Below are 24715 nucleotides of genomic sequence, written 5' to 3'. Positions count from 1 at the left end.
GACGCCGTGCCCGATCAGCCGGGTTGCCGGTCTCAGGCCGGGTAGGAGATCGAGCCCAGTGGCGGGCAGGGGATGAGCATGGTGCCGACGCCGGGGCGTTCGACGAACGCGCGTGCGGCGGCGGCCTGGTGGCGCCGCGTGTCCAGTACGTCGGCGTCCCAGGCGTCGCGCCTCGCACGGGGGTAGTCCCACGTGTCGTCGATGAGGCTGAGGCTGGTGTTCCCGGCACTGCGCTGGAACTCGGCCTTGATCGCAGCCTGTTGGAGTGCGGCCTGGGTCACGGCGAGATCGATCCGGGTGATCAGGACGCCGGGGGTGTTCGGCCGGCGGGTCGGCATGGGGGCGGCGGGGAGCGGCGACACCCCGGTGTCGAGGCGGCCGATGTTGTCGACGGTCGCGTCCTGGGACTCCCTCGTCATGATCTGCATCTCCTGGTGCAGCCAGAAGAGTTCGTCGAGGTCGGCCGGAGTGACGCGCATCCGTTCGTACAGCGCCCGGAAGCGGGGATCTCCGTGCAGCGGACGTATGGGGGCGCTGTGGAGCGCCACGCAGTCGTTGAAGCCGCCCGCCACCGCCGTGTCCAGGTGGTGGATGACCTCGTCCGCCTGTCCGCGCACGAGGGCCAGGCCGGCGAGGGTCGCGTGGCCCGAGGCGGCGAGCCACGCGGCGTCCGGTCCGAGCGCCGTGGCACGCGCCATGATGTCGTGGATGCCCGCGGTGGCGGCGCCCACCCCGGCGGGACCTTGGGTCATGAGCGCCACCAACAGTTCGTGGGTGCGGGTGGCCAGCGAGTTGACGGTGTCGACCATGGATCTCCTTGGGCCTGGGTGGTGAGGAGGTGCTTCTTGTCAGCCGGTGTGGCGGATGCGGAGGCGGCCGGGTGCCGCCGGATCCCGGTCGACTACCTGGACCGGCGGCCACGCCCACTGCCACACGCCGATCCCGGGCTCGCGGGAGAACCGGATCAGCCCGCGCGTGCCCTCGATCTCGACGCGTGACCAGGATTCGGCGATGCGCGCCGGGTCCGTGCCGTGGGTACGCAGTACGTCGGCGAGGACGGCGACCGTGTCGTAGCCCTCGAAGGCCACGAAGGAGGGCGCTTCGCCCAGACTCTCGCTCAGGGCCTTCTCGACGCCGACGCCGAGCGGGGTGAGGTTCTCGGGGAGGTAGCGCAGGAACGGGACCGCGGCTCCGTCGTCGGCCGTCAGGGCCGCCCATTCGGCGAACTCCGGCTGTCCGGCGGGAGCTCCGATGGTGATCCCGGCGAGGCGCCGGTCGCCGCGGACGGACCGGACGATCGACACGGCCGGCTCGGGGAAGCCGGTCAGGAGGAGGAGTGCGGTCGCGCGGGTGCCGACGAGTTCGTCGCACAGGGTGGCGGGGGTCAGGGTGCGGGCATCGAGCTCGAACACGGCGCCGCCGTGCGGCGCGAGGTGGTCCCGGAGGATGCGGGCGCCCGACGCCCAGTACGCGCTCGGTTCGGCGGCCACCGCGATACGGCTGTGGCCCGCGCCGAGGAGGAAGTCGGCGTAGATCCGCCAGCCGTGCGACTGGGCCGGGGCGAGGCGCGCGACCCACGGCGTCGGCTGCTCGGTGAGGGAGTCGAGCACCGCCGAGGAGCAGAGGAACGGCAGGCCGAGGGCGTCGGCCCTGGCGGCCGCGGCGCGGGCGACGACGCTGTGGTACTCCCCCGCGAGGGCGGCCACGCCCAGGCCCGCCAGTTCGTCCACGGCGTCCGCGGCCCGCTGCGGATCGGCCGCGGTGTCCCGGACCAGCAGTTCGAGCGGTCTGCCGTCGATCCCGCCGGCATCATTGACCTCGCGAGCGGCCAGTTCGAGTCCGGCGAGCAGGTGCCGGCCGGCATCGACCCAGCCGGGTCTGGTCAGCGGGACGAGGGCGCCGATCCGTACGGACGACCCGTCAATTCCCTTTGTTCCGAGGCTTGATGATGGCGTGCGCATGCGCTGGGTGTCTCCCGTTCGACGATCTCTGCCGCAGCTTAACCGCAAATACGAGCGAATCATCGGGTTCGCGGTAGCGTGCGCCGAGGGCCTGCGGACCGGGATTGACCCTCGACCTGGTGGAGGGGCCAGAGTCACGGGTGTGGAGAGCGAGATGCGCAGTATCGGTGAAATGGCCCGGGACAGCGGGCTGGGCGTCAGTGCGCTGCGGTTCTACGACCGTGCGGGTGTGCTGGTCCCGGCGTGGGTCGATCCGGTCAGCGGCTACCGCTGGTACGGGACCGAGCAGGTCGAAGAGGCCCGGTTGCTGGCGCGGCTGCGCCGGGCCGGCATGCCGCTGGCGGACATCCGGCTGGTCCTCGCCGGATGGTCCGGTGCGGACACCGACCTGGTCCTGAAGCTGCTGGAGGCCCATCTACGCCGTCTCGAACTGGGGCTGTCCGACGCCCGCACCGAGTTCTCCACGATCCGAGCCCTACTCGAACACAGGGAGAACCCCATGACTTCCCTCCGTACCAACGCCGTCCGACCCTCCGTGCCCGCCCCCGAATTGGCCGCCGCTCTGGACGCGGTCCGCTTCGCAGCCAGTGCCGATCCGGAGCTGCCGATGCTCGGCGGAGTCCTGTTCGACATCGAGGGTGACGCGCTGCGCGTCGTGGCCACCGACCGGTACCGGATGGCGGTGGCGCACGTCGGCACCACCGGTGGCGCCGCGCCGCGCGTACAGGCCATCGTGCCGTCGCCGCTCGCCGACGCGATGCGGGCGCTGCTGAGCGACGACGCACCCGTCGAACTCACCGTGGACTGTGACCGCGTGACCATGGAGACCGGGGGCCGTCAGGTGGCCGGCCGGGCCCTGGATCACGAGTTCCCCGACTACCGCCGCCTCGTCCGCCTGCCGGCCGGGCGCCGGGTCGTCGTGGACGTCCCGGCCTTCCGGGAAGCGGTGGAGACCGGTCCCGTCCGCGCGGGCGAGGTGCGCGAACAGGACGGCGTGGCCTGCGATCTCACCGTGCTCAAGGTGACGGCCGACGGGGCCGTGGCCGTCTGCGAGGACGGTGACGAGGACCAGGGTCGTGTCGCCGTGAACCGCGAGTTCCTGCTCCACGCCCTCGCCGCCGGAGGCCGGGACGAGCTGGTCCTGGAACTGGGTGCTCCCACGGCGCCCCTGGCGATCCGCCGGACCGACACCGAGGAGACGTTCTCGCTGTTGATGCCCGTCCGCCTGGAGAGCTGACCTCCTGGCGCCGGGCTCCCGGTGATCACTCGTCGGGGTCATCTCCGCGTGCCGTCGGCGCGGGACCCGGCCCGGGTGCGCCACAGTGATCGAATGCGCCGCCGGACCCTTCCCCTCGTCCTCATCGCCCTGCTGGCCGCCTCGGGCTGCGTGACCGTCCCGGGCTCGGGCATCGGCGACGGGAAACAGCCGGCGGCCCGCACCTCCGCCGGCACACCCCCCGGCACGCCGCCCGCCGCCTGGCCGCTGACACGGCTGCCCGCGAACTCGGCTCCGGCACCGGTGCCGGCGGTGGGCGGGCCGGAGGGGACGACGCCGGACTCGGGCGGGCAGCGGCCCGAACTCCGCCGGGAGCCCGATTCCGGCCCCCCGGCCGCCGAACGGCGCTCCGAGCACCGGCCGCCGCGGGCCGGGGCGGTGCCGAAGCCGAAACCGCGGCCGAAGGCCAAGCCCAAGTCCGAGCCGAAGCGGCACGCTCCGGCCGCGAAGCCCGCGGCGCCACGGCGCGGCGGACCCGCGCCCGCACCCGGCCGCGTCGACATGGCGGAGCTATGCCGGTCCTCGCAGGGGGTCACGAGCCCAGCGATCACCCAGCTCTGCCGCGGCTCGTACGGCCGCTGATTCAGAAGGCGGCGTCAGCGACGGCCGGGTAGCGCTCGGCGATCTCCTTGTCGTCGGTGGCTACGACAGGCCCGAGTCGATGATGTGCTCGGCGAGTTCGCGGGAGGCGGCCGCGGTCCGGGTGCCGGGGCGGGTCGCGCCGGCGGCGAGGAGGCCGTCGACGAGGATGAGCAGCTGGTCGGCGGCGAATTCGGGCCGCACGTGGCCGAGGGCAGCGAATTCGTCCCGGAACAGGCCGTGGACGGTGTTCCGGTAGGCCCGGGTGACCTCGTGACCGGGGTGGGCCGGGTCGGAGAGTGCGAGGTCGGCCGCGAGGTAGCGGCAGCCGTGGAAGTCGGGGGCCGAGGCGATCGCGCCGAGCCGGTCGACGACGGCGAGGAGCCGGGCGCGGGGGTCCTCCCCCACGGCGGCCATCGTCGCGCGGTAATCCGCCTCGTCCTCGGCGGTGCTGCGGCGCAGCACCTCGGCGATGAGGCCGTCCTTGCCGCCGAAGTGCTCGTACAGCGAGCGGCGGGCGACGCCGGCCGCTTTGAGGAGGGCGTCCACGCCGACGCCGACGCCCTGGGTGTACGTGAGCTCCTGGGCCGCCAGCAGCAGCCGTTCCCGGGGGCCCGGCTTGGCGGCGGCAGTCGCGGTGGTGGTGGTCATGGGGCGATTCTGCCGGCCCTTGACACGGTAGATCAACCGGTCTATCTATATGAGTAGACCGAACGGTCTATCCCTTTCGAGGAGGCGTCATGTCCGTACGCAGCACCGCCGAGGTCATCGACCGTTTCAACCGGGTGTTCATCGAGCACAAGGCCGATCTCCTGCACGATCTGATCGCCGAGGACTGCGTGATGGAGAGCGTCCAGCCCGCGCCGACCGGCGAGCGGGTCGTCGGGCTCGAAGCGTGTACCGCCTGGTGGGGAGCGCTCGCCGAGGACCGCAGCTCGCAGTTCACCCCGCAGGAGGTGCTCGTGGCGGGCGATCGCGCCACGATCCTGTGGACCTACCGCTTCGGCGACGGCGCCGACGAGTGGGTGTCCGGGGTCAACGTCATGCGCGTCACCGACGGCCGCATCGTCGAGGCGCTCGGCTTCAGCAAGACCGCGGGAGAGGTTCCGCTGGCCTCCGAGGCCGACGGCGAGTAGGTGCGGAAGTCGCGAGCCGGGCCGGCGCCCTTCGGGGCATCGGGTGCCCGGCGCTCGCGCGGCGCGGACGCCCTTGCCGGGGGTTCGGGATATCTGTGGTCACAGGCGGCGGTCGACGGTGACCGATCGCCACCATCCGGAAAGGCAGGAGCCCCGTGACCGTCCAGCCCGTTCCCGAGGGGTACCCGCGCGTCACCCCGTACCTCTGCGTCGACGGGGCCGCGGCCGCGATCGACTTCTACGTCTCCGTGCTCGGCGCGCGCGAGCGGATGCGGATGTCCGCGCCGGAAGGCAGGATCGGCCACGCCGAGCTGGAGCTCGGCAATTCGCTCGTCATGCTCGCGGACGAGCACCCGGAGATGGACTTCCGCTCCCCGGCGGCGGTGGGCGGCACGCCCGTCACCCTGCACGTGTACGTAGAGGACGTCGACGCGGTCTTCGCCGAGGCGCTCGCGCGGGGCGCGACCGAACTGAGGCCGGTCAGGGACGAGTTCTACGGCGACCGCACCGGCCAGTTCCAGGACCCCTTCGGCCACCGCTGGAACGTCGCCTCCCACATCGAGGACGTACAGCCGGACGAGATGAGGAAGCGGTCCGAGGAGGCGATGCGGTCGGCGGAGAACGGCGGCTGAACGCCACGGCCGGTCGGTCGCCGCGGCCAGTGGGTCGCGATGGCCAGTCGGTCGCTATGGCCAGTCGGTCGCGATGGCCCGCAGGGCCTCCAGGTGGCGCCGGTAGACCGCACGCCCCTCCGCGCTCAGGGAGAGCCAGGTCCGCGGGCGACGACCCACCCTCCCCTTGTGCACCTCGACGTAGCCAGCCTCCTCCAGCGCCGCGACCTGCTTGGAGAGGACCGAGTCCGACACCTCGACCAGATCGCGCAAGAAGCCGAACTCGGCCTTGTCCAGCGGCGCCAGGGCCGCGACCACGGACAGCCGGACCGGGGCGTTGAGCAGCGGATCCAGCCCGTGCCGGGGATGGGTTCCGGACCCCGGGTCGGGGGTCACGACTGCCGCCGCAGTTCGAGCGCGGCGCCGACCGCGGCCGGCAGCGCACAGACCACGGCCCCGGTGGCGGCGAAGGCCACGTTACCGGTGAAGACGTTGACACCCAGGACCACGGTCGCGGCGAAGAGCAGGCCCCAGGTTCCGATGACCAGTCCGTGCAGGATCCCGAAGCCGCGCCGCATGACGCGCTGCCGGGCCGCGTACAGGCTCAGCCCGCCGACGATCAGCGCCTGCGCCATGGCGAACGCGGCGCCCGCGGCGGGCCCCCGCCAGAGCAGGGCCATCGGCACCAGGAACAGCTGGCTGCCGCCGAACACCGCGAGGTAGCGCCCGTACCAGCCGCTGCGCCGGAGCGCCGCCTTCTCCAACTCGGACGCCCGCCCCAACGCCCCGGCGGTGCTTCCCGTTCCGTCCATGCCCGTCCCCCTCCGTGGTGCGGTCGTCTCCCGACCGCCCGATCTCCTATCCAGAATGACTTCTACTTTCCAAGTCGGCAACTAGAAGCACGAATGGAAAAGGCACAGCGCCCACGACATGTGGCATCCGTCCGCTCTTGTCACAATGGCGACATGGCCGGTACAGGGCCCCGGAACGAGGGCCGTTACGGTGAGCGGGTCTTCCGTCCCGAGGAACGCGGCGAGGACGAACGCATCGATCTCGGCGCCCTCGTCTACGACGAGACGACCATGGACCGGTTGCGGCAGCTCGGCGTGGGGCCCGGCTGGAGCTGCCTGGAGGTGGGCGCGGGTACGGGCACGGTGGCACGCCGACTGCTCGACGAGGCGGGAGTGGACGGGGTCCTCGCGGTGGACCGCGACGTACGGTTCCTCGCCGCGCACCCCGTCCCGGGGCTGAGCACCCTCCAGGCGGACATCACCTCCGAGGACTTCTCCCCCGGGCCGTTCCGACTGGTCCACGCCCGGTTCGTGCTCATGCACCTGCCGTCCGCGGGGCAGCTGGTCTCCCGGCTCGCCGGGCTGCTCGCCCCGGGCGGGGTCCTGGTGATCAGCGACGCGGTCGACCTGACCACGGACTCGGCGCCCTCGACCCCGTACACCCGCGCCATGCGGGCCATGTGGCAGGGGCTGCGCGACACCATCGGGACGGACGTCTCCCAGGTGCCCCGCCGCCCCGAGCTGCTGCGGGCCGCCGGGCTGGAGTCGGTGGCGGCCGAGATCCACGTACCGCCGCTCCTACCGGGGAGCCCGATCAGCCGGTTCTGGGCCGACACCTGGGACCGGGCCCGAGCGGCGATGACGGCAACGGGCCTGATCGACGACGCCGGCCTCGACGAGGCCGTGCGCTACCTGGACTCCCCCGAGTGCACCGGCCTGTCCCCGGGGATGCTCACGACCTGGGGCCGGAAGGGCGAGGCCAGCCCGGGCCGGGACGGGGTGTGATCCGTCAGAGCCAACCCTGGCGGCGCGCCGCTCGGACGGCTTCCATCCGGTTGCGGGTGCCGGTCTTGCCGATGGCCGACGACAGGTAGTTGCGCACCGTCGACTCCGACAGGTACACCTTCGCCGCGATGTCGGCGACGGTCGCCCCGTCGACGGCGGCGTTCAGTACGTCGACTTCGCGCGGGGTCAGCGGGCTGGGTCCGGCGCTCAGCGCGGCGGCCGCGAGCGAGGGGTCGATCACGGTCTCCCCGGCGAGCACGCGGCGTACCGCGGCGGCCAGTTCCTCGACCGGCCCGTCCTTGACCAGGAACCCCGCGGCACCGGCTTCCATCGCCCGGCGCAGGTAACCGGGCCGGCCGAAGGTGGTCAGGATCAGCACCCGGCACTCCGGGCACGCGGTGCGCAGTTCGGCGGCCGCGTCGAGGCCGCTGCGGCCGGGGAGTTCGATGTCGAGCAGGGCCACGTCGGGCCGGGCCTCCAGCGCCGCGGGCACGATCGCGTCCCCGGCGGCGACCTGCGCCACGACCTCGATGTCCTCCTCCAGCCCGAGCAGCAGGGCCAGTGCGCTGCGCATCATGCCCTGGTCCTCGGCCAGCAGGATCCTGATCATCGGCCCCCCTCGTTCGCTTCCTCGGCCGTCTCGACCGGGAGTCCGGCGGTGACCCGGAAGCCCCGGCCCGGCGCCGGGCCGCTGCTCAGGGTGCCGCCCGCCGCGGCGAGGCGTTCGGCGAGTCCGGTCAGTCCGCTGCCCGGAGGGGTCGAGCCTACGCCGTCCCCGTCGTCCGTGATCACCAGGTCGGCCCGTTCCGCGCCGCCGTGCACGTCGATCTCGCAGGTGGCCGCGCCGCTGTGCCGGATGACGTTGGTGACGGCCTCGCGCACCACCCAGCCCAGCAGCGCCGCCGCCTGCGGGGGCAGCGGGGGGCCGGACTGCCGTACGACGGGCTCGATGCCGGCGGCGGTCAGCACCCCACGGGCACGGTCGAGTTCGGCCGCGAGGCTCGACTCGCGGTAACCGGTGACGGCCTCGCGGATCTCGGTCAGCGCCTGGCGGCCCACCGACTCGATGTCGCGGACCTGTTCGAGGGCGGCCTCCATGTCGCGGGGAGCTATCCGACGGGCCGCCTCGGACTTGACGACGATCACCGACAAGGTGTGGCCGAGCAGGTCGTGGAGGTCCCGGGCGAAGCGCAGCCGCTCTTGGTCCACGGCGGCCCTGGCCAGCTCCTGACGCGTGTCACGCAGTTCCCGCACCGTCTCGGCGAGGCCCAGGATGGCCCCGGTGACCATCCCGGAGAGAAGAGTTCCGTAGACGATACCGATGGCGTCCCAGCCCTCGTGCAGCGCCGAGACCGCCGCGGCCAGTGCCGTTATCCCGACCATCGCCCGGCCGAGCAGGCGGCCGCGAAGCACCGCCCCGGTGGCCAGGCCCAGCAGCGGGAAGAACAGCAGCCAGTTGTCCCCGTACGCGAGGGCGAGCGCGCAGGTCACGAGCCCCAGCCCGACCAGGCACCAGCGGGTGCCGGCCGCCTCCCGGGCCCGTTCGTGGAAGGCGCGGAACACCAGGGTGATGTAGAGGGAGTTGAAGGTCAGCAGACCCAGGGCGCCCACCCAGGGGTTCGGGGTCTCGCCGTGGATGACGTTGGAGACGGCACCCATGCCGAGGAGCAGCCAGGGCAGGAGGGTGAAGGCCCTCGGCCCGCGCGCCGACCCCGGGTCGTTGCCACCGCCGCAGCCCCGGTCGGGGCCGTGGTCCTCCCCGGACGACTCCGCACCCGTCCTGCGCTTGTGCTCCGCGGCCCGCCATTCGGACATGCGAGCCTGCCAATCGGGCCGCCGCTCCCACACGATCCCCCGCTTGCCGCCCATTCCGGTTCCCCGTTCCATGTCCTAGACCGTCCTCGCGGACCGACGGTACGAGAGAACCGCGTACGAGCCGAACAGCAGGGCCCACACGGCGATGACGGCGACGGCGGCGAGCCCGGGTGCCGCTCCGGCCGCCAGGGACTGGCCGATCTCGGCGAAGCGGCGGGTCGGCGTGAACTCGGACAGGGAGCGCATCCAGTCCGGGAAGAGCTCGACGGGGAACCAGAGCCCACCCGCCACGGAGAGCGCGAGGCTGCAGCCCACGTTGACCAGGCCGGTGGTCTGTGCGGTGAGCCGGTAGCCGTTCCCGATGCCGAGCAGCGTGAAGGGGAGCGCGCCGAGCCAGAGCACGAGGGTGACGGCGGCCCACTGCCAGACCTCCAGCCGGACCCCGTTGACGAGCGCGCCCGCGGCGAGCACCACGGCGATGGCGGGCAGCACGATCACCGACCCGGTCAGCGCCCGCCCGGCCACCACCTGGCGCGGGGACATCGGGGTGACGCGCAGCTGGCGCAGCCAGCCCACGCCCTTGTCCTCGGCGACGCCGGTCCCGGTCGACAGGGCCGCGCCCAGGGCACCGTACGCGGCCATGGCCACCATGGAGGCGGTCTTCCACTCGCCCTCGGTACTGCCCAGGTTGGTGAAGAGCAGGTACATCAGCACGGGCATGCCGATGCCGAAAACGACGAAGCCGGTGTCGCGCAGGGTACGGCGGACCTCCAGCCGGACATAGGCGGTGATCATCGGGCCTTCTCCTCGACAGCGGAAGCGGAAGCCGATCCGGATGCGGATACGGATGCGGATATGGCGGCGGAGGGGACCTCGGTGGCGGCTTCGCCGGTAAGGGCGAGGAAGGCGTCCTCCAGGGAGGGCGCGGTGACCTCGACGCGACGCAGGGCGCCGAGTCCGGCGAGGGCGGTGACGGTGGCGTCCGGGTCCTGCGTACGAAGCCGGGCGCGGTCGCCGCGTATCTCCACGCCGGACACCCCCGGCAGACCCCCGAGGAAGGCGGAGGAACCGCCGCCCAGGTCGAAGGAGACCAGCGAGCCGCAGCCGGCGGTGCGCCGCAGCTGCTCGCCCGTGCCGTCGGCGACGATCCGGCCCCGGTGGAGGACGACGATCCGGTCGGCGTGGGCGTCCGCCTCCTCCAGGTAGTGGGTGGAGAACAGGACGGTGTTGCCGCGCCGGGCATAACCCCGCATGGATTCCCAGAAGGTGCGACGCGCCTCGACGTCGAGGGCGGCGGTCGGCTCGTCGAGCACGATCAGCTCCGGGTTCCCCGCGAGGGCGACGGCGAAACGGACGCGCTGGGCCTGACCCCCGGAGAGCCTGTCGACCCGGCGGCCGGCGAGAGCGGTGAGCCCGGCGAGTTCCAGCGCTTCGGCGACGGGCATAGGCGCCGGGTGGGTACGGGCCACGAAAGCCACGAGCTCCCGTACGGTGATCCGCGGGACGGCGCGCCCCTCCTGGAGCATCGCGCCCACCCGCCCGGCCCGTACCGCCTGTTCGGGGGTCCCACCGAAGAGGCTGACGACGCCCGCGTCGGGTTCGTCCAGGCCGAGCAGGAGGCCGATGGTGGTGGACTTCCCCGCGCCGTTCCGGCCCAGCAGCGCGACCGTCTCACCGCGCCGCACGTCGAGGTCGACACCGGTGACGGCGTGGACGGGGCCGAAGGATTTGCCGGCGCCCCGGAAGCGGATCGCGGGCTGCGCTCCCGCCGGTGAACCGGCTTCGGTTCTCGGTGTCTTGGTCGTCTGCGTCATGTCCACCACGCTACGGAGCGTGACGGCCTCTCCGGCAGATGCGCATGTACGGACGCCGGCAGTACAAATGTCACGGCCCCGGGGCGCTTCCGGTCCCCGGGACGGGGCCGCAGGCGGCGCGGGGCACGAAGACGACGCCGGGCTCGCGGCGCGAGGGCTCGGACGGTCAGGCCGAAGCGGCCGGGCCGGGCATCGTCCAGGCGGAGCCGTGGGCGGTGAACCCGACGTGCGGGTAGTAGTCCACGGCCGCGGGGGCCGCCAGCAGGATCAGCTTGGCTTCCGGAGCGGCCTCACGGGTGGCTCGGATCAGGTCGCGCCCCACTCCCCTGCCCTGGTAGGCCGCGTCGACCGCGAGGTCGCTGAGGTAGGTGGAGTAGACGCCGTCGGTGATGGCGCGGGAGATGCCGATGAGGTGGCCCTCCTCGTCCCGGGCGACGATGACGAGGTTGGCGCCGGCGAGCATCCGCGCGAAGCGCTGCGTGTCCTCCACCGGACGGCGCTCGGCGAGAGTGGACGCCCGGTAGAGCGCGGCCGCTTCCGCCACGTCGAGTTCGCCACCGACGACCTGTTCACACTTCCACATGCTGCTGCAGCTCCTTGCCGGGTGTCCGAGGTTCTCCCACCCAACGGTAATAGATCAGATCACCCTTTGGCCATTACAAAAGGCAGGCTCTGGACGAAAGACCCGCAGACGGGGGCCATGAGGCCTCCCGCTCCCACGCCCCCGGTCCACCCCGTACGCGGATCGGGTGAGAACCCGGCTCGGGTGGCGCGAGGGAGCGGCCCGGCGCTTCGCTTGCCCGGCCGGTCACACCCCGTGATCGCACTCGACGGCCGGGAGGAACACCGTGGCGGGGCAGGGCGCGTGGGACGAGGCGGTCAACGTCGCCAAGGCGGCCGGACCGGCCGTGACAGCCTGCGGAGCGCGGGTAAGACGAGGACTCGTCCCGGCACAGCGCGATGAAACAGGAACCCGCCCGAAGCGAACCCCCATGCGGTGGGAGCAGACGGGAATTCCCGGCCTTGGGGCCGGGGAGCATGTCGATGCATGGCGACTTCCCTCGCGAACGGCGGCGCCGCCCTCGGGACATGCGGCATGCCCGAGGCGGTCGTACGCGAACCGTGCACCGAGGCGGGATGCACCAGCGTGGCCCGGTCCACGCAGGAGGATCCGTTCCACCTGCTCTACGACATCAGGCCGTAAGCCGGGAGGAGGCAGCCCCGAACCCGCACTACAGGCTGAGCGCGTCTTCCGCGTTGTTCATCCAGGCGGTCACGGAGTTCTTGTCGGGCGAGACGTACAGACCCGGGGTGGAGGCCTTGAGGGGCGTCTGCTTGAGGTCGGATTCAGTGCTCATGGTCATCGCGATCTCGTTCACGGTCTTGCCCTTGCCGTCGTTGGCGCCGCCCATGAGCCCCGCGTACGCGGTCTCACCCGGGGCGAGCCGGATCGCCGCCTCGATCGCGGGGGCCTTGCCCCGCTCGGTGGCGTGGCCGTCCAGGTCTCCGAAGGTCACGATCGGGTGGCCGAGCACCTTGCAGGCCTTGGTGCCCTTGTTGGTGACCTTCAGCAGGTAGCTGCTGCTCGTCGGGTCCGCCAGGCTCGCGGTGAACTTCACGTCGAACGTGCTGCACGGAAAGACGTCGTAGTCGGGGTCGGTGGACGTCGCCGGCTTCGGCTTCGGATTCGGCTTGGTCGGGGTCGGGGTCGCGGCCTTCGTCGGGCTCACCGGCGGCGTCGCGGTCTGGGTCGGGCTCGCCGGCGGCGTGGTGGCCCCGCCCGCAGCGTCGTCCCCGGTGGGCCCGCAGGCGGTCAGCGCGGCGAGGGCGGACGCGGAGGCGAGGAGGACGGCGGTTCTGCGGACGGTGCTCATGAGTTCCCCCGGGTGAGAGGCGCGAGGTGCGCTGGCCTGAGCACCAGCGTCCCGCCGGAGTTTCACAGCTTGGTGACGGCGTGTTCTCGACTCCACCACGATCAGCGGCGAGCGGAGAACGGCCCGTTCGCGGCGAAGGCCAGCTTCGCGAAGCGTTCGGCGATGAGGGCGTGCGTCGCGGTGTCCGGGTGGAGGTTGTCGGGCAGCGGCAGTTCGGCCGCGTCCGGGGCTCCGTACAGCTCCCGTCCGTCGAGGTGGTACAGGTTCGGGTCGTCGGCGGACCGCTCGCGCACGATCCGGTCCAGCTCGGTCCGGATGACGCCGAGGGTCAGCTTCCCGCCGGCCACCTCCGCCGGATCGCCGGTCGCCCGGAACCTCAACTGCCCGGCGGCGAGGGTGGACGGATCGACGGCGGTCGGGCCCGGGGTGTCCTCGTGCATCGGACACAGGATCGGGGAGACGACGAGCAGCGGCGTGGTGGGATGACCCTCGCGGATCGTGTCGAGGAAGCCGTGCACGGCGGGACCGAAGGCCCGCAGCCGCATCAGGTCGAGGTTGACCAGGTTGATGCCCACCTTGACGCTGATCAGGTCGGCCGGGGTGTCGCGCATCGTGCGGGCGGTGAACGGGTCGAGCAGCGCACTGCCGCCGAAGCCCAGGTTGACCAGTTCGGCGCCCGCGAGTGCTCCGGCGCGCGCGGGCCAGATCGCGCTGGGGCTCGTGGCGTTGGAGCCCTGGCTGATCGAGCTGCCGTGGTGCAGCCAGACCGGCCGGCCGCGGTCGGGCAGCGGCTCCACGGGGGCGTCGGTGCGCAGGGCGACCACCTCGGTGGTCTCGTCGTGGGGCAGCCAGATCTCCACTTCCTTGGCGTGGCCGGGCAGTCCGGTGAAACGGACCGCGGACGGTGCGCCGGGGCGGAATTCGGTGCTCCAGTCACTCGTGTCGATGGCGAGGGTGTTGCCGCCGGCGCAGGTGCCCTGCGCGGCGAGCCGGCCGTCGACGAGCAGGTCGTACACGCCGTCCGGTCGGGGCGGGGCGCCGGCGTAGACGCGCTTGGTGGGCAGGGTTTCCAGCTCGACGGCTGTGGCCGTCGTACGGAAGGCCAGCCGCACTCCGGAGGGCTGGGCCTCGGCCATGGCCAACTGTCCGTCGGTGGACTGGGCGCGGGCCCGGGGCGGCAGCCGGTGCGGCAGGAGTCCGTGCGCGGTGCGCTCCAGCTCGATGGCGCCGCGCAGCAGCCCGGCGGTGATCGAGGTGGTGGTCCAGGTGGGTTCGGTGGTCATCGTCTGCTCCTGCTCAGGGGGTGGGCCAGTTGCGCAGCAGGGAGTCGAGGGCGTCGACGGCCCGCTCCCAGCTCTCCTGGCTGTCGGGGGCGCTGTGGCTGAAGCCGCCGGCGTTCTCGAGGCTGACGTAGCCGTGGAAGAGGCTGCCGAGCAGCCGGACGGCGTGGGTCTCCTCCGGTTCCACCAGGTCGTAGCCGCGCAGGATGGCGCGGGTCATGCGCGCGTGCCGTACGCCGGCGCCGGCCAGGGCGGTCTCCGTGTCGAGCGGGAACTGGGTCGAGGCGTACCGGCCGGGGTGCCGGCGGGCGTAGTCGCGGAAGACGCCCGCGTACGCGGCGAGCGCGTCCTTCCCCGACCGCCCGGCCACGGCGTCGGCGGCCTGGTCGGCCATTTCCTCCAGGGCGAGCAGGGCGATCCGGGTCTTCAGGTCGTGGGAGTTCTTCAGGTGGGAGTACAGACTCGCCACCTTCACGTCGAAGCGCCGGGCGAGTTCCGACAGGGTCACCCGCTCGAAACCGATCTCGTCCGCCAGCTCGGCCCCGGCGCGCACCAGCCGCTCCGCGGTCAATCCTGCCCGTCCCACCATCACGCCTCCTCCATCAACCTAAGAGGAGTATGGATTTCCCTAAAGCTTTTAGGCAAATCAGCGCACGTCACCCAAGGCACTCTCGAAGGCACTCTCGTCGGGAGTGCACGACACCTGGGCGATACGCAGGGCCATCTGGAGTTCGAGCGCCTTCTCGGGGCGCTGCCAGTCACGGCCCAGCAGCTGCCCGATGCGGTCCAGACGCTGGACGACGGTATTGATGTGGACGTGCAGTGCCTCGCGCGCCTTCGTCTGGTTCATCCCGGCGGCGAAGTACACCCGGAGGGTGTGCAGGAGGTCGGTGCCGCGTCGGGCGTCGTAGTCGAGCAGCGGGCCGAGCGTCTGGCGGACGTAGCCGCGCAGGTCGGCCCGGTCCCCGAGGAGTACGCCGACGAACCCGAGGTCGGCCAGTGCGGCTCCGCTCCCCTCGTGGCCGAGGGCCCTGAGGGCGGACAGGCAGCGCAGGGCCTCCGCATGGGCGTCGGAGAAACCCTCGGGCCCGGCGACCGGCCCCGCGGCGGCGACCGTGACCGGCGCGGCGACGGCCGCGCCCAGTTCGTCCGCCAGCCGCGCGGCGCAGGCGCTCGGGGTGTCGGAGGGGCACACGAGGACCACCTCCTCGCGGTGCGTGCCGGCCAGTCCGTGCCGGGCCTGCGCGGTACGGGCGGCCACGGCCAGGAGTCGGGGCCGGGGAACGGCGGGCGCGTGCAGGACGAAGACCGTGTGCGGATGACCCAGGTCCACCTTGAGCCGCCGTGCACGGGCCGAGAGGGTGCCCGGGTCCGCGGCCCGGGTGAGGAGGTCCCCCAGGAGTTCGCCGCGGATGCGGTCCTCGGTCTCCGCGACGGACCGGCGCAGCAGCAGGAGCAGGGCCGTCACGACAGCGGCGCGTTCGAAGAGGCGTCGGTCGGCCTCCCCCAGGTCGGGCCGGCCCGTGAGGGCGATGCTGCCGAGGAGTTCGTGGCCGGCGAGTACGGCACAGACCCAGGTGCCGTCCACGGGTACGGCGCGCCCGCCGGCCCGCGAGGCGGCCACCGCCTGCGGGGGCGGCAGCCGCGTTTCGGCGCCCGCCCGGGCCAGTTCGGCTCCGTCCGCGTCGTGGATGAGGGTGCCGCCTCCGAGGATGCCGCCGATGGCGGTGGCGACGTCGGTGATGCCTCCGCCCCGCAGGACGAGGTCGGTGAGTCGGTCGTGGGCCTCCTCGGCACGTCGTACGGCTTCGCTGTGCGCCTCGATGGTCTGCGAGGCCGCGTTGAGGTCGACCAGGGCCGTGCGCGTCTCGTCCATCAGGCGGGCGCTGTCGATGGCGATGGCGGCGTGGTCGGCCAGCGAGGACAGGAGCGCGACTTCGTCCGGGCCGAAGGTGCGGGAGGTGCGGTCCGCGGCGTAGAGGACGCCGATCACCCGTGTGCCCAGGCGCAGCGGTACGCCGAGGATGGCGTGCAGGCCCTCTTCGATGACCGCGCTGTCGATCGGGCCGGTGTGCTTGAAGCGGGTGTCGTCGCGGTAGTCGCCGGTGGTGTAGGGGCGGGCCGATTCGGCGACGAGACCGCCGAGCCCCTCCCCCATGCCCAGTCGTACCCGCTGGAACGCGGCGGAGACGCAGCCGTCGGTGACCCGCATGTAGGTGTCTCCGGCTTCGTCGTCGTTGAGGGAGAGGTACGTGACGTCCGTGCCCAGGAGGAGTTTGGCCCGGTGGGTGATCGCCCTCAGGACGGCGTCCAGGTCCCTGAGGGCGGCGAGGTCTCCTGCGGTGTCGAAGAGGGCCGCGAGTTCGGCCTCGCGGCGCCGGTGCTGGCTGAGGGTGCTGCGGATCCGCAGGGCCACCCGCGTCGCGTCGGCGATCGCCTCGGCCGCATCCGGGCCTGCACCCACGGCCTCTTCGGCGGGGCGGGTGAAGTGCTCGGGCGGCGCGCCCTGCGCGAGGAGGTCCAGGAGCTGTCGCAGGGCGGTCCACGGCTGCTGCCCGGTGCCGGGATCCTTCACGGTGCTGGGCATGGGGTGTTCTCCGTGGTCGTATGCGGTCGGACGGCACCGGCCCCGTATCCGCCGTCCTCGGACGCGGACGCGAACGCGGACGCGAACGCGGACGCGGAGTCGGAGTCGGACGCGGACTCAGCCGCGGACGCGGGGCCGGTGGGGCGACTCATCCGGCGGCGGAGGCCGATCGGTGGTCGATCTGGCGCGCGCCGGGGATGGCGGCGCCGGCCGGGGTGTGGTTCCGGGCCAGGTCGCGCCCCCGGGTCTCCTTCGCGACGAGGACGGTCAGCGTGGTGATGACGACCGCGGCCGCCAGGTAGAGCGAGACGGGCAGGGACGCGCCGTAGTCCTTGAGGAGTTCGACGGCGACGATCGGGGCGAGGGCACCGCCGATGATCGAGGCGAGCTGGGAGCCCATGGAGGCGCCGGAGTAGCGGACGGTGGTGTCGAACATCTCGGAGATGAAGGCCGCCTGGGGGCCGTACATGGCGCCGTGGAAGAGCAGTCCGACCGTGACCGCGGCGGCTATCGCCGGGAACGACTTGGTGTCCAGCATCGCGAAGAAGGCGAAGGCCCATCCGATCATGCCGACCGAGCCGATCAGGGTGACCGGGCGGCGGCCGATGCGGTCGGAGAGCGCGCCCCAGGCCGGGATGGTGACGAAGTGGACGGCGGAGCCGATGAGGACGGCGTTCAGCCCATTGCTCTTCGACAGTCCGAGGTGGGTGGTGACGTAGACGAGGAGGAACGCGGTGAGGATGTAGTACGAGATGTTCTCGCCGAGGCGGGTCCCGATCGCGGTGAGGACCCCGCGCCAGTTGGTACGGAACACCTCGGCGACGGGGAGCTTCTCCTTGGCGCCGGCGGCGGCCTGTTCGGCTGCCCTGGCCTGCGCTTCGAGGAAGACGGGCGACTCTGCGACCGACACCCGGATCCACAGTCCGACCACGACGAGGACGCCGGAGAGCAGGAAGGGAATGCGCCAGCCCCAGGCCAGGAAGGCTTCGTCGGACTGGACGGCGGCGAGCAGCGCGAGGACACCGGTGGCGAGCAGGTTCCCGCCGGGGGCACCGGCCTGCGGCCAAGAGGCCCAGAAGCCACGGCTCTTGTCGTCCCCGTGCTCGGACACGAGCAGGACCGCGCCGCCCCATTCACCGCCGAGGGCGAAGCCCTGGATGAGGCGCAGCAGGGTGAGCAGGACCGGCGCGCCGACGCCGATGCTCGCGTGGGTGGGCAGCAGGCCCATGGCGAAGGTGGCGCCGCCCATCATGAGGAGGCTGAGGATGAGGAGCCTCTTGCGGCCGATCTTGTCGCCGTAGTGTCCGAAGACCACGCCGCCGAGGGGGCGGGCCGCGAAGCCGATGGCGTAGGTGAGGAAGGCGAGGAGGGTGCCGACCAGCGGTTCGCTGCTGGGGAAGAACAGCTTGTTGAAGACGAGGGCGGCGGCGGAGCCGTAGAGGAAGAAGTCGTACCACTCGATGGTGGTCCCGACGAGGCTGGCGGCGACGACTCTCCTGATGTTGCCGGGGGTTGCTGACGGTGTGGCGGGGGCGGCCATGAGTACCACTTCCGGACTGGGGGCGGGGACGATTCCGTGTCGCCACACCATAGGAACGCGCAGGTCAGGGGCATATGTGAGGGGCCGCCATATTTGGCGGTACCCACACGTGCGCAACCACCACCTGCGAGTCGGCCGCGGCTCGACATGGGCACTGACGGACCCCGCCAGGGGGACGTCAGTATGCCCGTTGCAGCACGGTTTGACGGTACGGTGCTGACTCCCGTGCTGGTTCGGTGCTGACCCGAAAGCCCTCGTCAGCACCCCTGCCAACCCCTCCCGTGCTGGTTCGGTGCTGACTACGCAGCGTTGAACTCGGTCATTCCTGGGCGGATCGGGTCCCCGATGCCTCCCGTCCGCTGATGCGGCGGCCGGGGCGGGGCCGACCGCATCGCTGTCGCAGGACCGGGCATCAGGCCGCTTGGACCACGGCCTCGAACTCGAGCGGAAGGCTCAGTTCGGTCTCGCGTGTGAAGACCGAATCCATCAGGGCTCTCGGCCGCCCCGGGGCGTCCGGCATCACGTGCGCGTACGTCTCGTGAGTGATGGGCGGATTGGGGTTGCTTCGGTTTGGCGGACATCCGAGATCTGGGCTCGTGCCCGGGGAGGGATGTCCAGGATGGAGAACATACCGAAGAAGAAGCCTCGGTCCAGGCGGCAGTTCACGGCCGATTTCAAGGCCGAGATCGTGGAGATGTGCCTGCGAGGTGACCGGTCCGTGCCCGAGGTCGTCAAAGACTTCGACCTGACCGAGACCGCGGTCAGGCTGTGGCTGGCCCAGGCCGACGAAAGCCACCAGCCCAAGGACCTGGAACGCGACGAGCTGGCCCAGCTCGCCGAACTGCGGCGGGAGAACCGCCGTCTGCGGGAGGACATCGAGATCCTCAAGCGGGCCACGGATTTCTTCGCGAGGGGGACCCGGTGACGGTCGATCCGTTCATCGAGGCGGAGAAGCAGGCAGGTCACGATGTCAAACGGGCCTGTGAACCGATGAAGGTCTCCCAGTCCGCCCACTACGCCCGCCGAAGTCCTGCCCCCGGGGGTCCCGGGCGGCCCGGGACGCCGAGCTGAGCACCCAGATCACCGAGGTCCACAAGCAGTCCCGCGGCCTCTACGGAGCCCCACGCGTCCATGCCGCCCTCCTGCGTTACGGCCATTCCTGCGGCCGCCGCCGGGTCGCCCGCCTCATGTGGGCCCCGGTCTCGCCGGCCGGCACCACAGGCGGGGACAACGGACCACCATCCCCGATCCCCATGCGCAGACCCGACCTGACCTGGTCCGACGCGACTTCCGGCCCGACCCCACGAGGCCATCGACACGCGCTGGTGCGGCGACATCACCTACATCCCGACCAACGAGGGCTGGCTTTACCTGGCCACCGTGATCGACATCGCCTCCCGGCGGATCGTCGGCTGGGCCACCTCCGACCACCTGGGCACTTCCCTCGCCGCGGACGCCCTCAAGGCCGCCTGCCACCAGCGGCAACCGGAAGGGACGGTCGTCTTCCACTCCGACCGCGTCAGCCAGGGCGGATTCAATCGGTCGTCGCAACACCTTGATTTCGGAGGTGTTCAAGATCGCTACGGAGGACTGGAGCAGGAAGACCGGCGATGCGCCCGAGAGTCTTCGGCGGCAGTGGCGTGCTGACCGGGCGCTGAGGCCGGCGATGCGTTCGCCTGGCCGGCCTGATCCGTCGCGGGTGGTGCAGCGGCAGTTCTGGCGGCTGATCGCTACAGGTATCACGACGGCTGAAGCGTCGCTGGCGGTCGGGGTCTCGGTGCCGGTCGGCTCTCGGTGGTTCCGTCACGCCGGCGGCATGCAGCCGATCTCTCTGGCCGAGCCCACCGGCCGCTACCTGTCCTTCGAGGAGCGCGAGGAGATCGCGATTCTGCGCGCCCAGGACAAGGGCGTGCGAGAGATCGCCCGCGTGGTCGGGCGTGACCCGGGGACGATCTCGCGCGAGTTGCGCCGCAACGCCGCCACCCGCAGCGGGAAGCAGGAGTATCGGGCCACGGTCGCTCAGTGGAAGGCGCAGCAGGCCGCGAAGCGCCCGAAGGCAGCCAAGCTCGCGGGCAACGACAGGTTGCGTGAGTACGTGCAGGAACGGCTCGCCGGGAGTGTCCGTCGTCGCGACGGCACGATTGTCACCGGACCCGGGACGCCCTTATGGAAGGGGCTGAACAAGCCACACCGGCAGGACAGAAGATGGGCGACGGCATGGAGCCCGGAACAGATCTCGCGGCGGCTTCGCGTCGACTTCCCCGTCCAGGACCGCGACACCGGAGCCCATCGCGCCGACGATGTCCTGAAGGAGGTCGAGGGCGAGCTCACCCACCGGTACCCGGGACTGGACCTCACCGTGACTCGCGGGCACGGAGCGCTGGTCGGTTTCCTGCTGGGCTCCTACGGTCAGCAGGTGATCGCCGCCGCGGAGTGCCCCGTCGTCTCCGTACGCTCCGCGCACGGCAGGCAGGTCGCCGTACCGGAGGAGGGCGAGGTCGTCGTCGGGCAGCAGGGCGGCGTACAGGAATCCTCCGAGGTACTGCGCGTCGCCTTCGAGGCAGCCGCGGCACGCAAGGTGCCGCTCCGTGCGGTCCGCGCATGGAGCCTGCCTCCGGTCTACGGTTACAGCCCCGGGTCGATGTGGATCGCCGACCAGTTCGGTGGCCTGGAGCCGTACGAGAAGGCCGCGCTGGAGCGGGCACTGGAGCCGTGGCGGGTGAAGCACCCGGAGGTCGAAGTCGTCGCGCACGTGGAGCAGGGCACTGGCGGCCACGTGCTGCTGGCCGCCGCGTCCGACGCGCAACTGCTCGTCGTCGGCCGCCGGGTCCGCGAGTCGGCAATGGGGGCGCACATCGGGTCCGTGGCCCATGCCGTCCTGCACCACTCGACCTGTCCTGTGGCGGTGGTCCCGCACCCCTGACCCGGCCCGGGGCAGGCGGGAGAGCCGGGCACGCAACTGTAGGGCGTGCCCGGCTTCCGACTATTCGGCAGCCGGCACGGGGCGCTGGCCCGGCGGGATCAGCGTATGGCTGGCGATCACGGCGGCTTGGACGCGGCCCTCCACACCCAGCTTGGTGAACAGGCGCGAGATGATGTTCTTGACGGTCTTCTCGGCGAGGTACAGGCGGTTGCCGATCTCCCGGTTGGTGAGCCCCTCGCTGACCAGGACGAGGATCTCCTTCTCCCGGTCGGTGAATCCGGGGAGACCGGGGACCTGCTCCTCCTTGGGCACGTCACCGCGCATGCGGGCCATCAGCCGGGTCGTGGCTCCGGGATCGAGCATGGACTGGCCGGCCGCGACCGTGCGGACAGCGGTGACCAGGTCGGTGCCGGTGATCTGCTTCAGCACGTATCCGGAGGCACCCGCCATCACCGCGTCCAGCAGGGCCTCCTCGTCATCAAACGAGGTGAGCATCAGGCACGCCAGTTCGGGCATCCGCGAGCGCAGCTCACGGCACACGCTCACCCCGTCGCCGTCCTGGAGCCGTACGTCCAGGATCGCCACCTGGGGGCGCAGCGCGGGGATGCGGACCAGGGCCTGTTCCGCCGTGCCCGCCTCACCGACCACTTTCAAGTCGGGCTCCGCGTCAAGCAGATCGTGCACCCCGCGGCGCACGACCTCATGGTCGTCGAGGAGGAAGACCGTGATCGGCGTCTTGGCGGGGGCCGGAGCACCGCTGTCGGTCATGACGCAACTCCTTCGACTGGGTCCGTCCGGGGCGCACGAACTCCAGCATCCTGCCTGCCGAAGGGGCCGAACGGACAGGGCCGATAGGCCCTCATCCACCCGTTTCCCCGCGGGGGAGGCGCCATGGGACAAGGGACCTTCGGCCCTCCCCGAAGGGCATGTGGGCCTTCCGGGGACCGGTCTGATTCCGGTGAGCTGGTGCCGCACGGGGAAAGGCGCGGCTCGGCTGCAGAGCCGCACGCAGCGTGGAGGTTCCATGACAACCACCTTGATCGACCTGAAGGCCGCGGTGACGAATGACGACGATCTGCGCGTCACCTTGGCAGGAGAACTCGACTTCCACACGGCACGGAAGGTGGAGCCACGCCTCACCGAACTCGCCGCATCCGGTCAACACAGCCTCGTCCTGGACCTGTCCGGGATCTCATTCTGCGACAGCTCGGGCATCGACCTCTTCATGCGTGTGCACCACCGCTGCCGCTTGGCCGGAACCAGGCTCCGGCTGTGTGGCGTGCCGCCTCTGGTGGTCAAGTCGATGCGGGTGCTCGGCGCCGACCGCGAGCTGGGGCTCGCGGCGGCCTGACCACGGCGGTAGCCGAAGTCTGTTCCCGGGTCGGGACCGTTCGGCCCTGGTTCTCCCGTCACCCACCTCGGCTGGAGCGTCGTCGTCACCGGCTACGCGTGCCCAGTGGCCGACGCCGACGAGGGGGCCCGGTTCGCTTCCCTGCTGAGTCCGTGGGTGAGACAGCCCATGACCGGCGCCCTGCGGATCCGACCCGACCTCGTCACCGGATTCCGGCTGGAGGCGGAGCGGACGCTGCCGGAGGCGGCTGGCCGGGGGTGATCGCGTCGGTGCCGTCAGCTCCCGGTGGGGAGCGGCACCCTCCAGACGAACCGGCTGCCCCCCTCGTCGGGGGCGTCCACGGTGAAGGACCCGCCCAGGCTCTGTGCCCGGTCGTCGAGGTTACGCAGACCGCTTCTGCGGCCCTGGGCCGGGATGCCCCTGCCGTTGTCGGAGACCGTCAGCACGATCTCGCCCGGTTCCGCCTTGAGGGCCACAGCGACCCGGGTCGCCCCCGCGTGGCGCGCGGCGTTGCTCACGAGCTCCCCCAGCGCCGCCATGACGTGGTCGGCGACCTCGGACGGCACGTCCGTGTCGAGCAGACCCTCCATGCTCAGGCGCGGCGGATGGCCCAGGGTGGTGGCCGCGTCGCCGACGGCCCGGGCGGCGCGGGCCCGCAGACCCGGCCCGCTCTCGCGGTCCTTGGTGCGCAGACCGAAGATCGTCGAACGGATGATCTTGATCGTCTCGTCCAGGTCGTCGACCGCACGGCTGACGCGCTCGGCGGCCCCTTCGTGCTCGACGAGCCGTGCGGCGCTCTGGAGGGTCATGCCGGTGGCGAAGAGCCGCTGGATGGCCAGGTCGTGCAAGTCACGTGCGATACGGTCGCGCTCCTCCAGCAGCGCTATCTGCTCGGCGTCCCTGCGCCGCTCCGCCAGCTCCAAGGCGATCGCCGCCTGCCCCGCGAAGGCGACGAGAGGCACGAGCTCGTTCTCGCCGAAGACGGGCTCGCCGACCGGACGAGCGAGCAGCAGTACGCCCCTGCTGGCGCCGCCGGCGGTGCCCAGCGGGACCGCGACGGCGGGGCCCAGCCCGCTCTGTGTCTGGGCATCGTCCGGGTAGCGGTCGTCCTCCGAGGCGTGCACGACCGTGACGGGTTGCCCGGTCTGGTGAGCCGTCCCTGAGAGGGTTCCCGCGATGGGGACGACGAGTCCCCGCCTGGCTTTGCTGTCCGCACCGGCCGCGAACTCCACGAACAGCCCTTCGGCAGCGGGAACCGGCATGGAGATGTCCGCGATCCGGGCCCCCGTGATCTCCTGGGCCCGCAAAGCGATGAGCTCCAGCACCGCCGGACGAGAACTGCCCGACAGCAGGCTCTCGGTGATTTCCGCATTGGCCTTCAGCCACCGCTGCTGGCGCTGCGCCCCTTCGTAGAGCCGGGCGTTGTCGATCGCCACACCCGCCGCCACCGAGAGGGTGGAGATCACCGTCTCGTCCTCGGTGTCGAAATCGACCCCACCCCGCTTGTCGGTCAGATAGAGGTTCCCGAACACCTCGTCCCGCACCCGAATCGGTACGCCGAGGAACGTGCGCATGGGCGGGTGGTGCGGAGGAAACCCGTACGACGACGAGTGAGCGCCGAGATCGGTGAGACGCAATGGCTCCGGGTGGTGGATGACCTCTCCGAGCAGACCGTGACCAGCCGGCAGGGGACCGATTTCGGCAATGGCTTCCTCAGTGAGCCCCACGGTCAGGAACTGCGACAGCGTGAGGCCGTCGGGACCGATGACCCCCAGCGCCCCGTACTCGGCGTCGACGAGCAGTGCCGCGGCTTCCACGATCCGCCGCAGCACCTGGGCCAGATCCAGCTCCCGGCCCACCGAGACGACGGCCTCCAGCAGGCTGTGCACCCGGTCCCGGGTGCCGCGCACGGCGTCGATGCGTACTTGGAGCTCGTCGAGCAGCTCGTCCAGCCGCATCCGCGGCACTTGCGTCAACGGATCCCCCACACCCACGTGATTCCCCTTCGCTGCCCGCCCCGTCCGGAGTCAGCGTATCGGCGCGGCCGAGCCCGAGGGGGCATCCACCGCGGTCACTGCGGACGGGGGAACGAACGCCCTGTGAGAGCTGACGGTGAGGCCCACGCCGGCGTCTCGACATACCCGTGCGACACGCGAGGCAACCTTGCGCGCG

General features: G+C 71.7%; 27 protein-coding genes and 3 pseudogenes. 13 read left to right on the top strand and 17 right to left on the bottom strand.

All coding sequences use genetic code 11. The features are described from left to right. Positions 1-32: 32 nt before the first annotated feature. A complete protein-coding gene (locus ACFYYJ_RS06840) occupies positions 33-809 on the bottom strand; it encodes a hypothetical protein (protein WP_385363088.1) in 777 nt (258 codons plus the stop codon). Between the two features lie 39 nt (positions 810-848). Continuing rightward, positions 849-1961, bottom strand: a complete 1113-nt coding sequence (locus ACFYYJ_RS06835) for an ABC transporter substrate-binding protein (protein ID WP_385363086.1) — start codon at positions 1959-1961, stop codon at positions 849-851. A gap of 154 nt (positions 1962-2115) precedes the next feature. On the opposite strand from ACFYYJ_RS06835, the gene ACFYYJ_RS06830 reads away from it, so the two are divergent. Next, positions 2116-3198, top strand: a complete 1083-nt coding sequence (locus tag ACFYYJ_RS06830; RefSeq protein ID WP_389129304.1) for a MerR family transcriptional regulator — start codon at positions 2116-2118, stop codon at positions 3196-3198. Between the two features lie 93 nt (positions 3199-3291). Then, positions 3292-3819: a hypothetical protein gene (locus ACFYYJ_RS06825; RefSeq protein WP_389129301.1), complete on the top strand. Its 528-nt coding sequence runs from the start codon at positions 3292-3294 to the stop codon at positions 3817-3819. A gap of 60 nt (positions 3820-3879) precedes the next feature. On the opposite strand, the gene ACFYYJ_RS06820 is transcribed toward ACFYYJ_RS06825, so the two are convergent. After that, on the bottom strand, positions 3880-4467 hold the full coding sequence (locus ACFYYJ_RS06820) for a TetR/AcrR family transcriptional regulator (protein ID WP_385128439.1): 588 nt from the start codon (positions 4465-4467) through the stop codon (positions 3880-3882). A gap of 89 nt (positions 4468-4556) precedes the next feature. On the opposite strand from ACFYYJ_RS06820, the gene ACFYYJ_RS06815 reads away from it, so the two are divergent. Beyond that, the gene (locus tag ACFYYJ_RS06815) at positions 4557-4952 is read left to right on the top strand and encodes a nuclear transport factor 2 family protein (RefSeq protein ID WP_385363079.1); all 396 of its coding nucleotides are present in this window, start codon (positions 4557-4559) and stop codon (positions 4950-4952) included. Between the two features lie 155 nt (positions 4953-5107). Continuing rightward, complete coding sequence (locus ACFYYJ_RS06810; protein WP_389129297.1) at positions 5108-5584, top strand: VOC family protein; 477 nt, start codon at positions 5108-5110, stop codon at positions 5582-5584. A 54-nt stretch (positions 5585-5638) separates the two neighbouring features. Here ACFYYJ_RS06810 and ACFYYJ_RS06805 read toward each other — a convergent pair whose 3' ends face one another. Together ACFYYJ_RS06805 and ACFYYJ_RS06800 are read right to left on the bottom strand one after the other, a co-directional pair. Beyond that, positions 5639-5959, bottom strand: a complete 321-nt coding sequence (locus ACFYYJ_RS06805; RefSeq protein ID WP_389129295.1) for a winged helix-turn-helix domain-containing protein — start codon at positions 5957-5959, stop codon at positions 5639-5641. Next, the gene (locus ACFYYJ_RS06800; protein WP_385363073.1) at positions 5956-6375 is read right to left on the bottom strand and encodes a hypothetical protein; all 420 of its coding nucleotides are present in this window, start codon (positions 6373-6375) and stop codon (positions 5956-5958) included. Before ACFYYJ_RS06800 ends, ACFYYJ_RS06805 begins: the two co-directional genes overlap by 4 nt. A 153-nt stretch (positions 6376-6528) precedes the next feature. Between ACFYYJ_RS06800 and ACFYYJ_RS06795 the strand changes: the two genes are divergently transcribed. Beyond that, positions 6529-7359, top strand: a complete 831-nt coding sequence (locus ACFYYJ_RS06795) for a class I SAM-dependent methyltransferase (protein ID WP_389129292.1) — start codon at positions 6529-6531, stop codon at positions 7357-7359. A gap of 4 nt (positions 7360-7363) precedes the next feature. On the opposite strand, the gene ACFYYJ_RS06790 is transcribed toward ACFYYJ_RS06795, so the two are convergent. The 5 genes from ACFYYJ_RS06790 to ACFYYJ_RS06770 all read right to left on the bottom strand — a co-directional run bounded on the left by ACFYYJ_RS06790 (position 7364) and on the right by ACFYYJ_RS06770 (position 11571). Next, positions 7364-7969, bottom strand: a complete 606-nt coding sequence (locus ACFYYJ_RS06790; RefSeq protein WP_385128432.1) for a response regulator — start codon at positions 7967-7969, stop codon at positions 7364-7366. Continuing rightward, positions 7966-9246: a sensor histidine kinase gene (locus ACFYYJ_RS06785; protein ID WP_389129288.1), complete on the bottom strand. Its 1281-nt coding sequence runs from the start codon at positions 9244-9246 to the stop codon at positions 7966-7968. The genes ACFYYJ_RS06790 and ACFYYJ_RS06785 overlap by 4 nt, the downstream gene beginning before the upstream one ends. A gap of 3 nt (positions 9247-9249) precedes the next feature. Further along, positions 9250-9969 (bottom strand): ABC transporter permease, encoded by a 720-nt coding sequence (locus ACFYYJ_RS06780; RefSeq protein ID WP_385128431.1) that lies wholly within the window; start codon positions 9967-9969, stop codon positions 9250-9252. Then, complete coding sequence (locus ACFYYJ_RS06775) at positions 9966-10988, bottom strand: ATP-binding cassette domain-containing protein (RefSeq protein WP_389129285.1); 1023 nt, start codon at positions 10986-10988, stop codon at positions 9966-9968. Before ACFYYJ_RS06775 ends, ACFYYJ_RS06780 begins: the two co-directional genes overlap by 4 nt. A gap of 166 nt (positions 10989-11154) precedes the next feature. Continuing rightward, the gene (locus ACFYYJ_RS06770) at positions 11155-11571 is read right to left on the bottom strand and encodes a GNAT family N-acetyltransferase (protein ID WP_389129282.1); all 417 of its coding nucleotides are present in this window, start codon (positions 11569-11571) and stop codon (positions 11155-11157) included. Between the two features lie 465 nt (positions 11572-12036). Here ACFYYJ_RS06770 and ACFYYJ_RS06765 point away from each other — a divergent pair, with 465 nt between their 5' ends. After that, entirely contained in the window at positions 12037-12192 is a 156-nt protein-coding gene (locus ACFYYJ_RS06765; RefSeq protein ID WP_389129279.1) for a hypothetical protein, read from the top strand. Between the two features lie 28 nt (positions 12193-12220). Here ACFYYJ_RS06765 and ACFYYJ_RS06760 read toward each other — a convergent pair whose 3' ends face one another. The 5 genes from ACFYYJ_RS06760 to ACFYYJ_RS06740 all read right to left on the bottom strand — a co-directional run bounded on the left by ACFYYJ_RS06760 (position 12221) and on the right by ACFYYJ_RS06740 (position 18269). After that, the gene (locus tag ACFYYJ_RS06760) at positions 12221-12862 is read right to left on the bottom strand and encodes a DUF4232 domain-containing protein (RefSeq protein ID WP_389129276.1); all 642 of its coding nucleotides are present in this window, start codon (positions 12860-12862) and stop codon (positions 12221-12223) included. Positions 12863-12963: 101 nt separating this feature from the next. Further along, positions 12964-14145: an SGNH/GDSL hydrolase family protein gene (locus ACFYYJ_RS06755; RefSeq protein WP_389129273.1), complete on the bottom strand. Its 1182-nt coding sequence runs from the start codon at positions 14143-14145 to the stop codon at positions 12964-12966. 13 nt (positions 14146-14158) lie between these two features. Beyond that, entirely contained in the window at positions 14159-14728 is a 570-nt protein-coding gene (locus tag ACFYYJ_RS06750) for a TetR/AcrR family transcriptional regulator (RefSeq protein WP_385359697.1), read from the bottom strand. Positions 14729-14788: 60 nt separating this feature from the next. Beyond that, the gene (locus ACFYYJ_RS06745) at positions 14789-16729 is read right to left on the bottom strand and encodes a helix-turn-helix domain-containing protein (protein WP_389129271.1); all 1941 of its coding nucleotides are present in this window, start codon (positions 16727-16729) and stop codon (positions 14789-14791) included. A gap of 148 nt (positions 16730-16877) precedes the next feature. Next, positions 16878-18269 carry an MFS transporter gene (locus tag ACFYYJ_RS06740; RefSeq protein ID WP_389129269.1) on the bottom strand — a complete coding sequence of 464 codons (1392 nt, stop codon included), beginning with the start codon at positions 18267-18269 and terminating at the stop codon, positions 16878-16880. Positions 18270-18888: 619 nt separating this feature from the next. Here ACFYYJ_RS06740 and ACFYYJ_RS06735 point away from each other — a divergent pair. The 5 genes and pseudogenes from ACFYYJ_RS06735 to ACFYYJ_RS06715 all read left to right on the top strand — a co-directional run bounded on the left by ACFYYJ_RS06735 (position 18889) and on the right by ACFYYJ_RS06715 (position 21192). Further along, positions 18889-19194 (top strand): transposase, encoded by a 306-nt coding sequence (locus ACFYYJ_RS06735; protein WP_389129267.1) that lies wholly within the window; start codon positions 18889-18891, stop codon positions 19192-19194. A 142-nt stretch (positions 19195-19336) separates the two neighbouring features. Beyond that, positions 19337-19447 (top strand): annotated as a pseudogene (locus ACFYYJ_RS06730) (IS3 family transposase); the annotation flags it as partial. Positions 19448-19580: 133 nt separating this feature from the next. Beyond that, positions 19581-19916: a transposase gene (locus tag ACFYYJ_RS06725; protein WP_389130483.1), complete on the top strand. Its 336-nt coding sequence runs from the start codon at positions 19581-19583 to the stop codon at positions 19914-19916. Positions 19917-20085: 169 nt separating this feature from the next. Next, positions 20086-20536 (top strand): annotated as a pseudogene (locus tag ACFYYJ_RS06720) (transposase); the annotation flags it as partial. Positions 20537-20628: 92 nt separating this feature from the next. Further along, positions 20629-21192, top strand: coding sequence for a universal stress protein (locus tag ACFYYJ_RS06715; protein WP_389130481.1), 564 nt, complete (start codon positions 20629-20631; stop codon positions 21190-21192). A 60-nt stretch (positions 21193-21252) separates the two neighbouring features. On the opposite strand, the gene ACFYYJ_RS06710 is transcribed toward ACFYYJ_RS06715, so the two are convergent. After that, complete coding sequence (locus ACFYYJ_RS06710; protein ID WP_389129264.1) at positions 21253-21960, bottom strand: response regulator; 708 nt, start codon at positions 21958-21960, stop codon at positions 21253-21255. Between the two features lie 256 nt (positions 21961-22216). Between ACFYYJ_RS06710 and ACFYYJ_RS06705 the strand changes: the two genes are divergently transcribed. Together ACFYYJ_RS06705 and ACFYYJ_RS06700 are read left to right on the top strand one after the other, a co-directional pair. Beyond that, complete coding sequence (locus ACFYYJ_RS06705; protein WP_389129261.1) at positions 22217-22543, top strand: STAS domain-containing protein; 327 nt, start codon at positions 22217-22219, stop codon at positions 22541-22543. A gap of 54 nt (positions 22544-22597) precedes the next feature. Beyond that, positions 22598-22804: pseudogene (locus ACFYYJ_RS06700) on the top strand (pyridoxamine 5'-phosphate oxidase family protein); the annotation flags it as partial. Positions 22805-22818: 14 nt separating this feature from the next. On the opposite strand, the gene ACFYYJ_RS06695 reads toward ACFYYJ_RS06700, so the two are convergent. Then, the gene (locus tag ACFYYJ_RS06695; RefSeq protein WP_389130476.1) at positions 22819-24501 is read right to left on the bottom strand and encodes a GAF domain-containing protein; all 1683 of its coding nucleotides are present in this window, start codon (positions 24499-24501) and stop codon (positions 22819-22821) included. Positions 24502-24715 lie beyond the last annotated feature (214 nt).

It is taken from the genome of Streptomyces sp. NPDC002467 (assembly GCF_042889825.1).
Taxonomy (GTDB): Bacteria; Actinomycetota; Actinomycetes; order Streptomycetales; family Streptomycetaceae; genus Streptomyces.
This window is presented reverse-complemented; position numbering and strand designations above follow the sequence as displayed.

Coding starts and splice junctions, on each gene's coding strand:
- ACFYYJ_RS06840 (WP_385363088.1), bottom strand. CDS start 809: ATGGTCGACACCGTCAACTCGCTGGCCACCCGCACCCACGAACTGTTG.
- ACFYYJ_RS06835 (WP_385363086.1), bottom strand. CDS start 1,961: ATGCGCACGCCATCATCAAGCCTCGGAACAAAGGGAATTGACGGGTCG.
- ACFYYJ_RS06830 (WP_389129304.1), top strand. CDS start 2,116: ATGCGCAGTATCGGTGAAATGGCCCGGGACAGCGGGCTGGGCGTCAGT.
- ACFYYJ_RS06825 (WP_389129301.1), top strand. CDS start 3,292: ATGCGCCGCCGGACCCTTCCCCTCGTCCTCATCGCCCTGCTGGCCGCC.
- ACFYYJ_RS06820 (WP_385128439.1), bottom strand. CDS start 4,467: ATGACCACCACCACCGCGACTGCCGCCGCCAAGCCGGGCCCCCGGGAA.
- ACFYYJ_RS06815 (WP_385363079.1), top strand. CDS start 4,557: ATGTCCGTACGCAGCACCGCCGAGGTCATCGACCGTTTCAACCGGGTG.
- ACFYYJ_RS06800 (WP_385363073.1), bottom strand. CDS start 6,375: ATGGACGGAACGGGAAGCACCGCCGGGGCGTTGGGGCGGGCGTCCGAG.
- ACFYYJ_RS06795 (WP_389129292.1), top strand. CDS start 6,529: ATGGCCGGTACAGGGCCCCGGAACGAGGGCCGTTACGGTGAGCGGGTC.
- ACFYYJ_RS06790 (WP_385128432.1), bottom strand. CDS start 7,969: ATGATCAGGATCCTGCTGGCCGAGGACCAGGGCATGATGCGCAGCGCA.
- ACFYYJ_RS06785 (WP_389129288.1), bottom strand. CDS start 9,246: ATGGAACGGGGAACCGGAATGGGCGGCAAGCGGGGGATCGTGTGGGAG.
- ACFYYJ_RS06780 (WP_385128431.1), bottom strand. CDS start 9,969: ATGATCACCGCCTATGTCCGGCTGGAGGTCCGCCGTACCCTGCGCGAC.
- ACFYYJ_RS06775 (WP_389129285.1), bottom strand. CDS start 10,988: ATGACGCAGACGACCAAGACACCGAGAACCGAAGCCGGTTCACCGGCG.
- ACFYYJ_RS06770 (WP_389129282.1), bottom strand. CDS start 11,571: ATGTGGAAGTGTGAACAGGTCGTCGGTGGCGAACTCGACGTGGCGGAA.
- ACFYYJ_RS06765 (WP_389129279.1), top strand. CDS start 12,037: ATGGCGACTTCCCTCGCGAACGGCGGCGCCGCCCTCGGGACATGCGGC.
- ACFYYJ_RS06760 (WP_389129276.1), bottom strand. CDS start 12,862: ATGAGCACCGTCCGCAGAACCGCCGTCCTCCTCGCCTCCGCGTCCGCC.
- ACFYYJ_RS06755 (WP_389129273.1), bottom strand. CDS start 14,145: ATGACCACCGAACCCACCTGGACCACCACCTCGATCACCGCCGGGCTG.
- ACFYYJ_RS06745 (WP_389129271.1), bottom strand. CDS start 16,729: ATGCCCAGCACCGTGAAGGATCCCGGCACCGGGCAGCAGCCGTGGACC.
- ACFYYJ_RS06740 (WP_389129269.1), bottom strand. CDS start 18,269: ATGGCCGCCCCCGCCACACCGTCAGCAACCCCCGGCAACATCAGGAGA.
- ACFYYJ_RS06735 (WP_389129267.1), top strand. CDS start 18,889: ATGGAGAACATACCGAAGAAGAAGCCTCGGTCCAGGCGGCAGTTCACG.
- ACFYYJ_RS06710 (WP_389129264.1), bottom strand. CDS start 21,960: ATGACCGACAGCGGTGCTCCGGCCCCCGCCAAGACGCCGATCACGGTC.
- ACFYYJ_RS06705 (WP_389129261.1), top strand. CDS start 22,217: ATGACAACCACCTTGATCGACCTGAAGGCCGCGGTGACGAATGACGAC.
- ACFYYJ_RS06695 (WP_389130476.1), bottom strand. CDS start 24,501: ATGCGGCTGGACGAGCTGCTCGACGAGCTCCAAGTACGCATCGACGCC.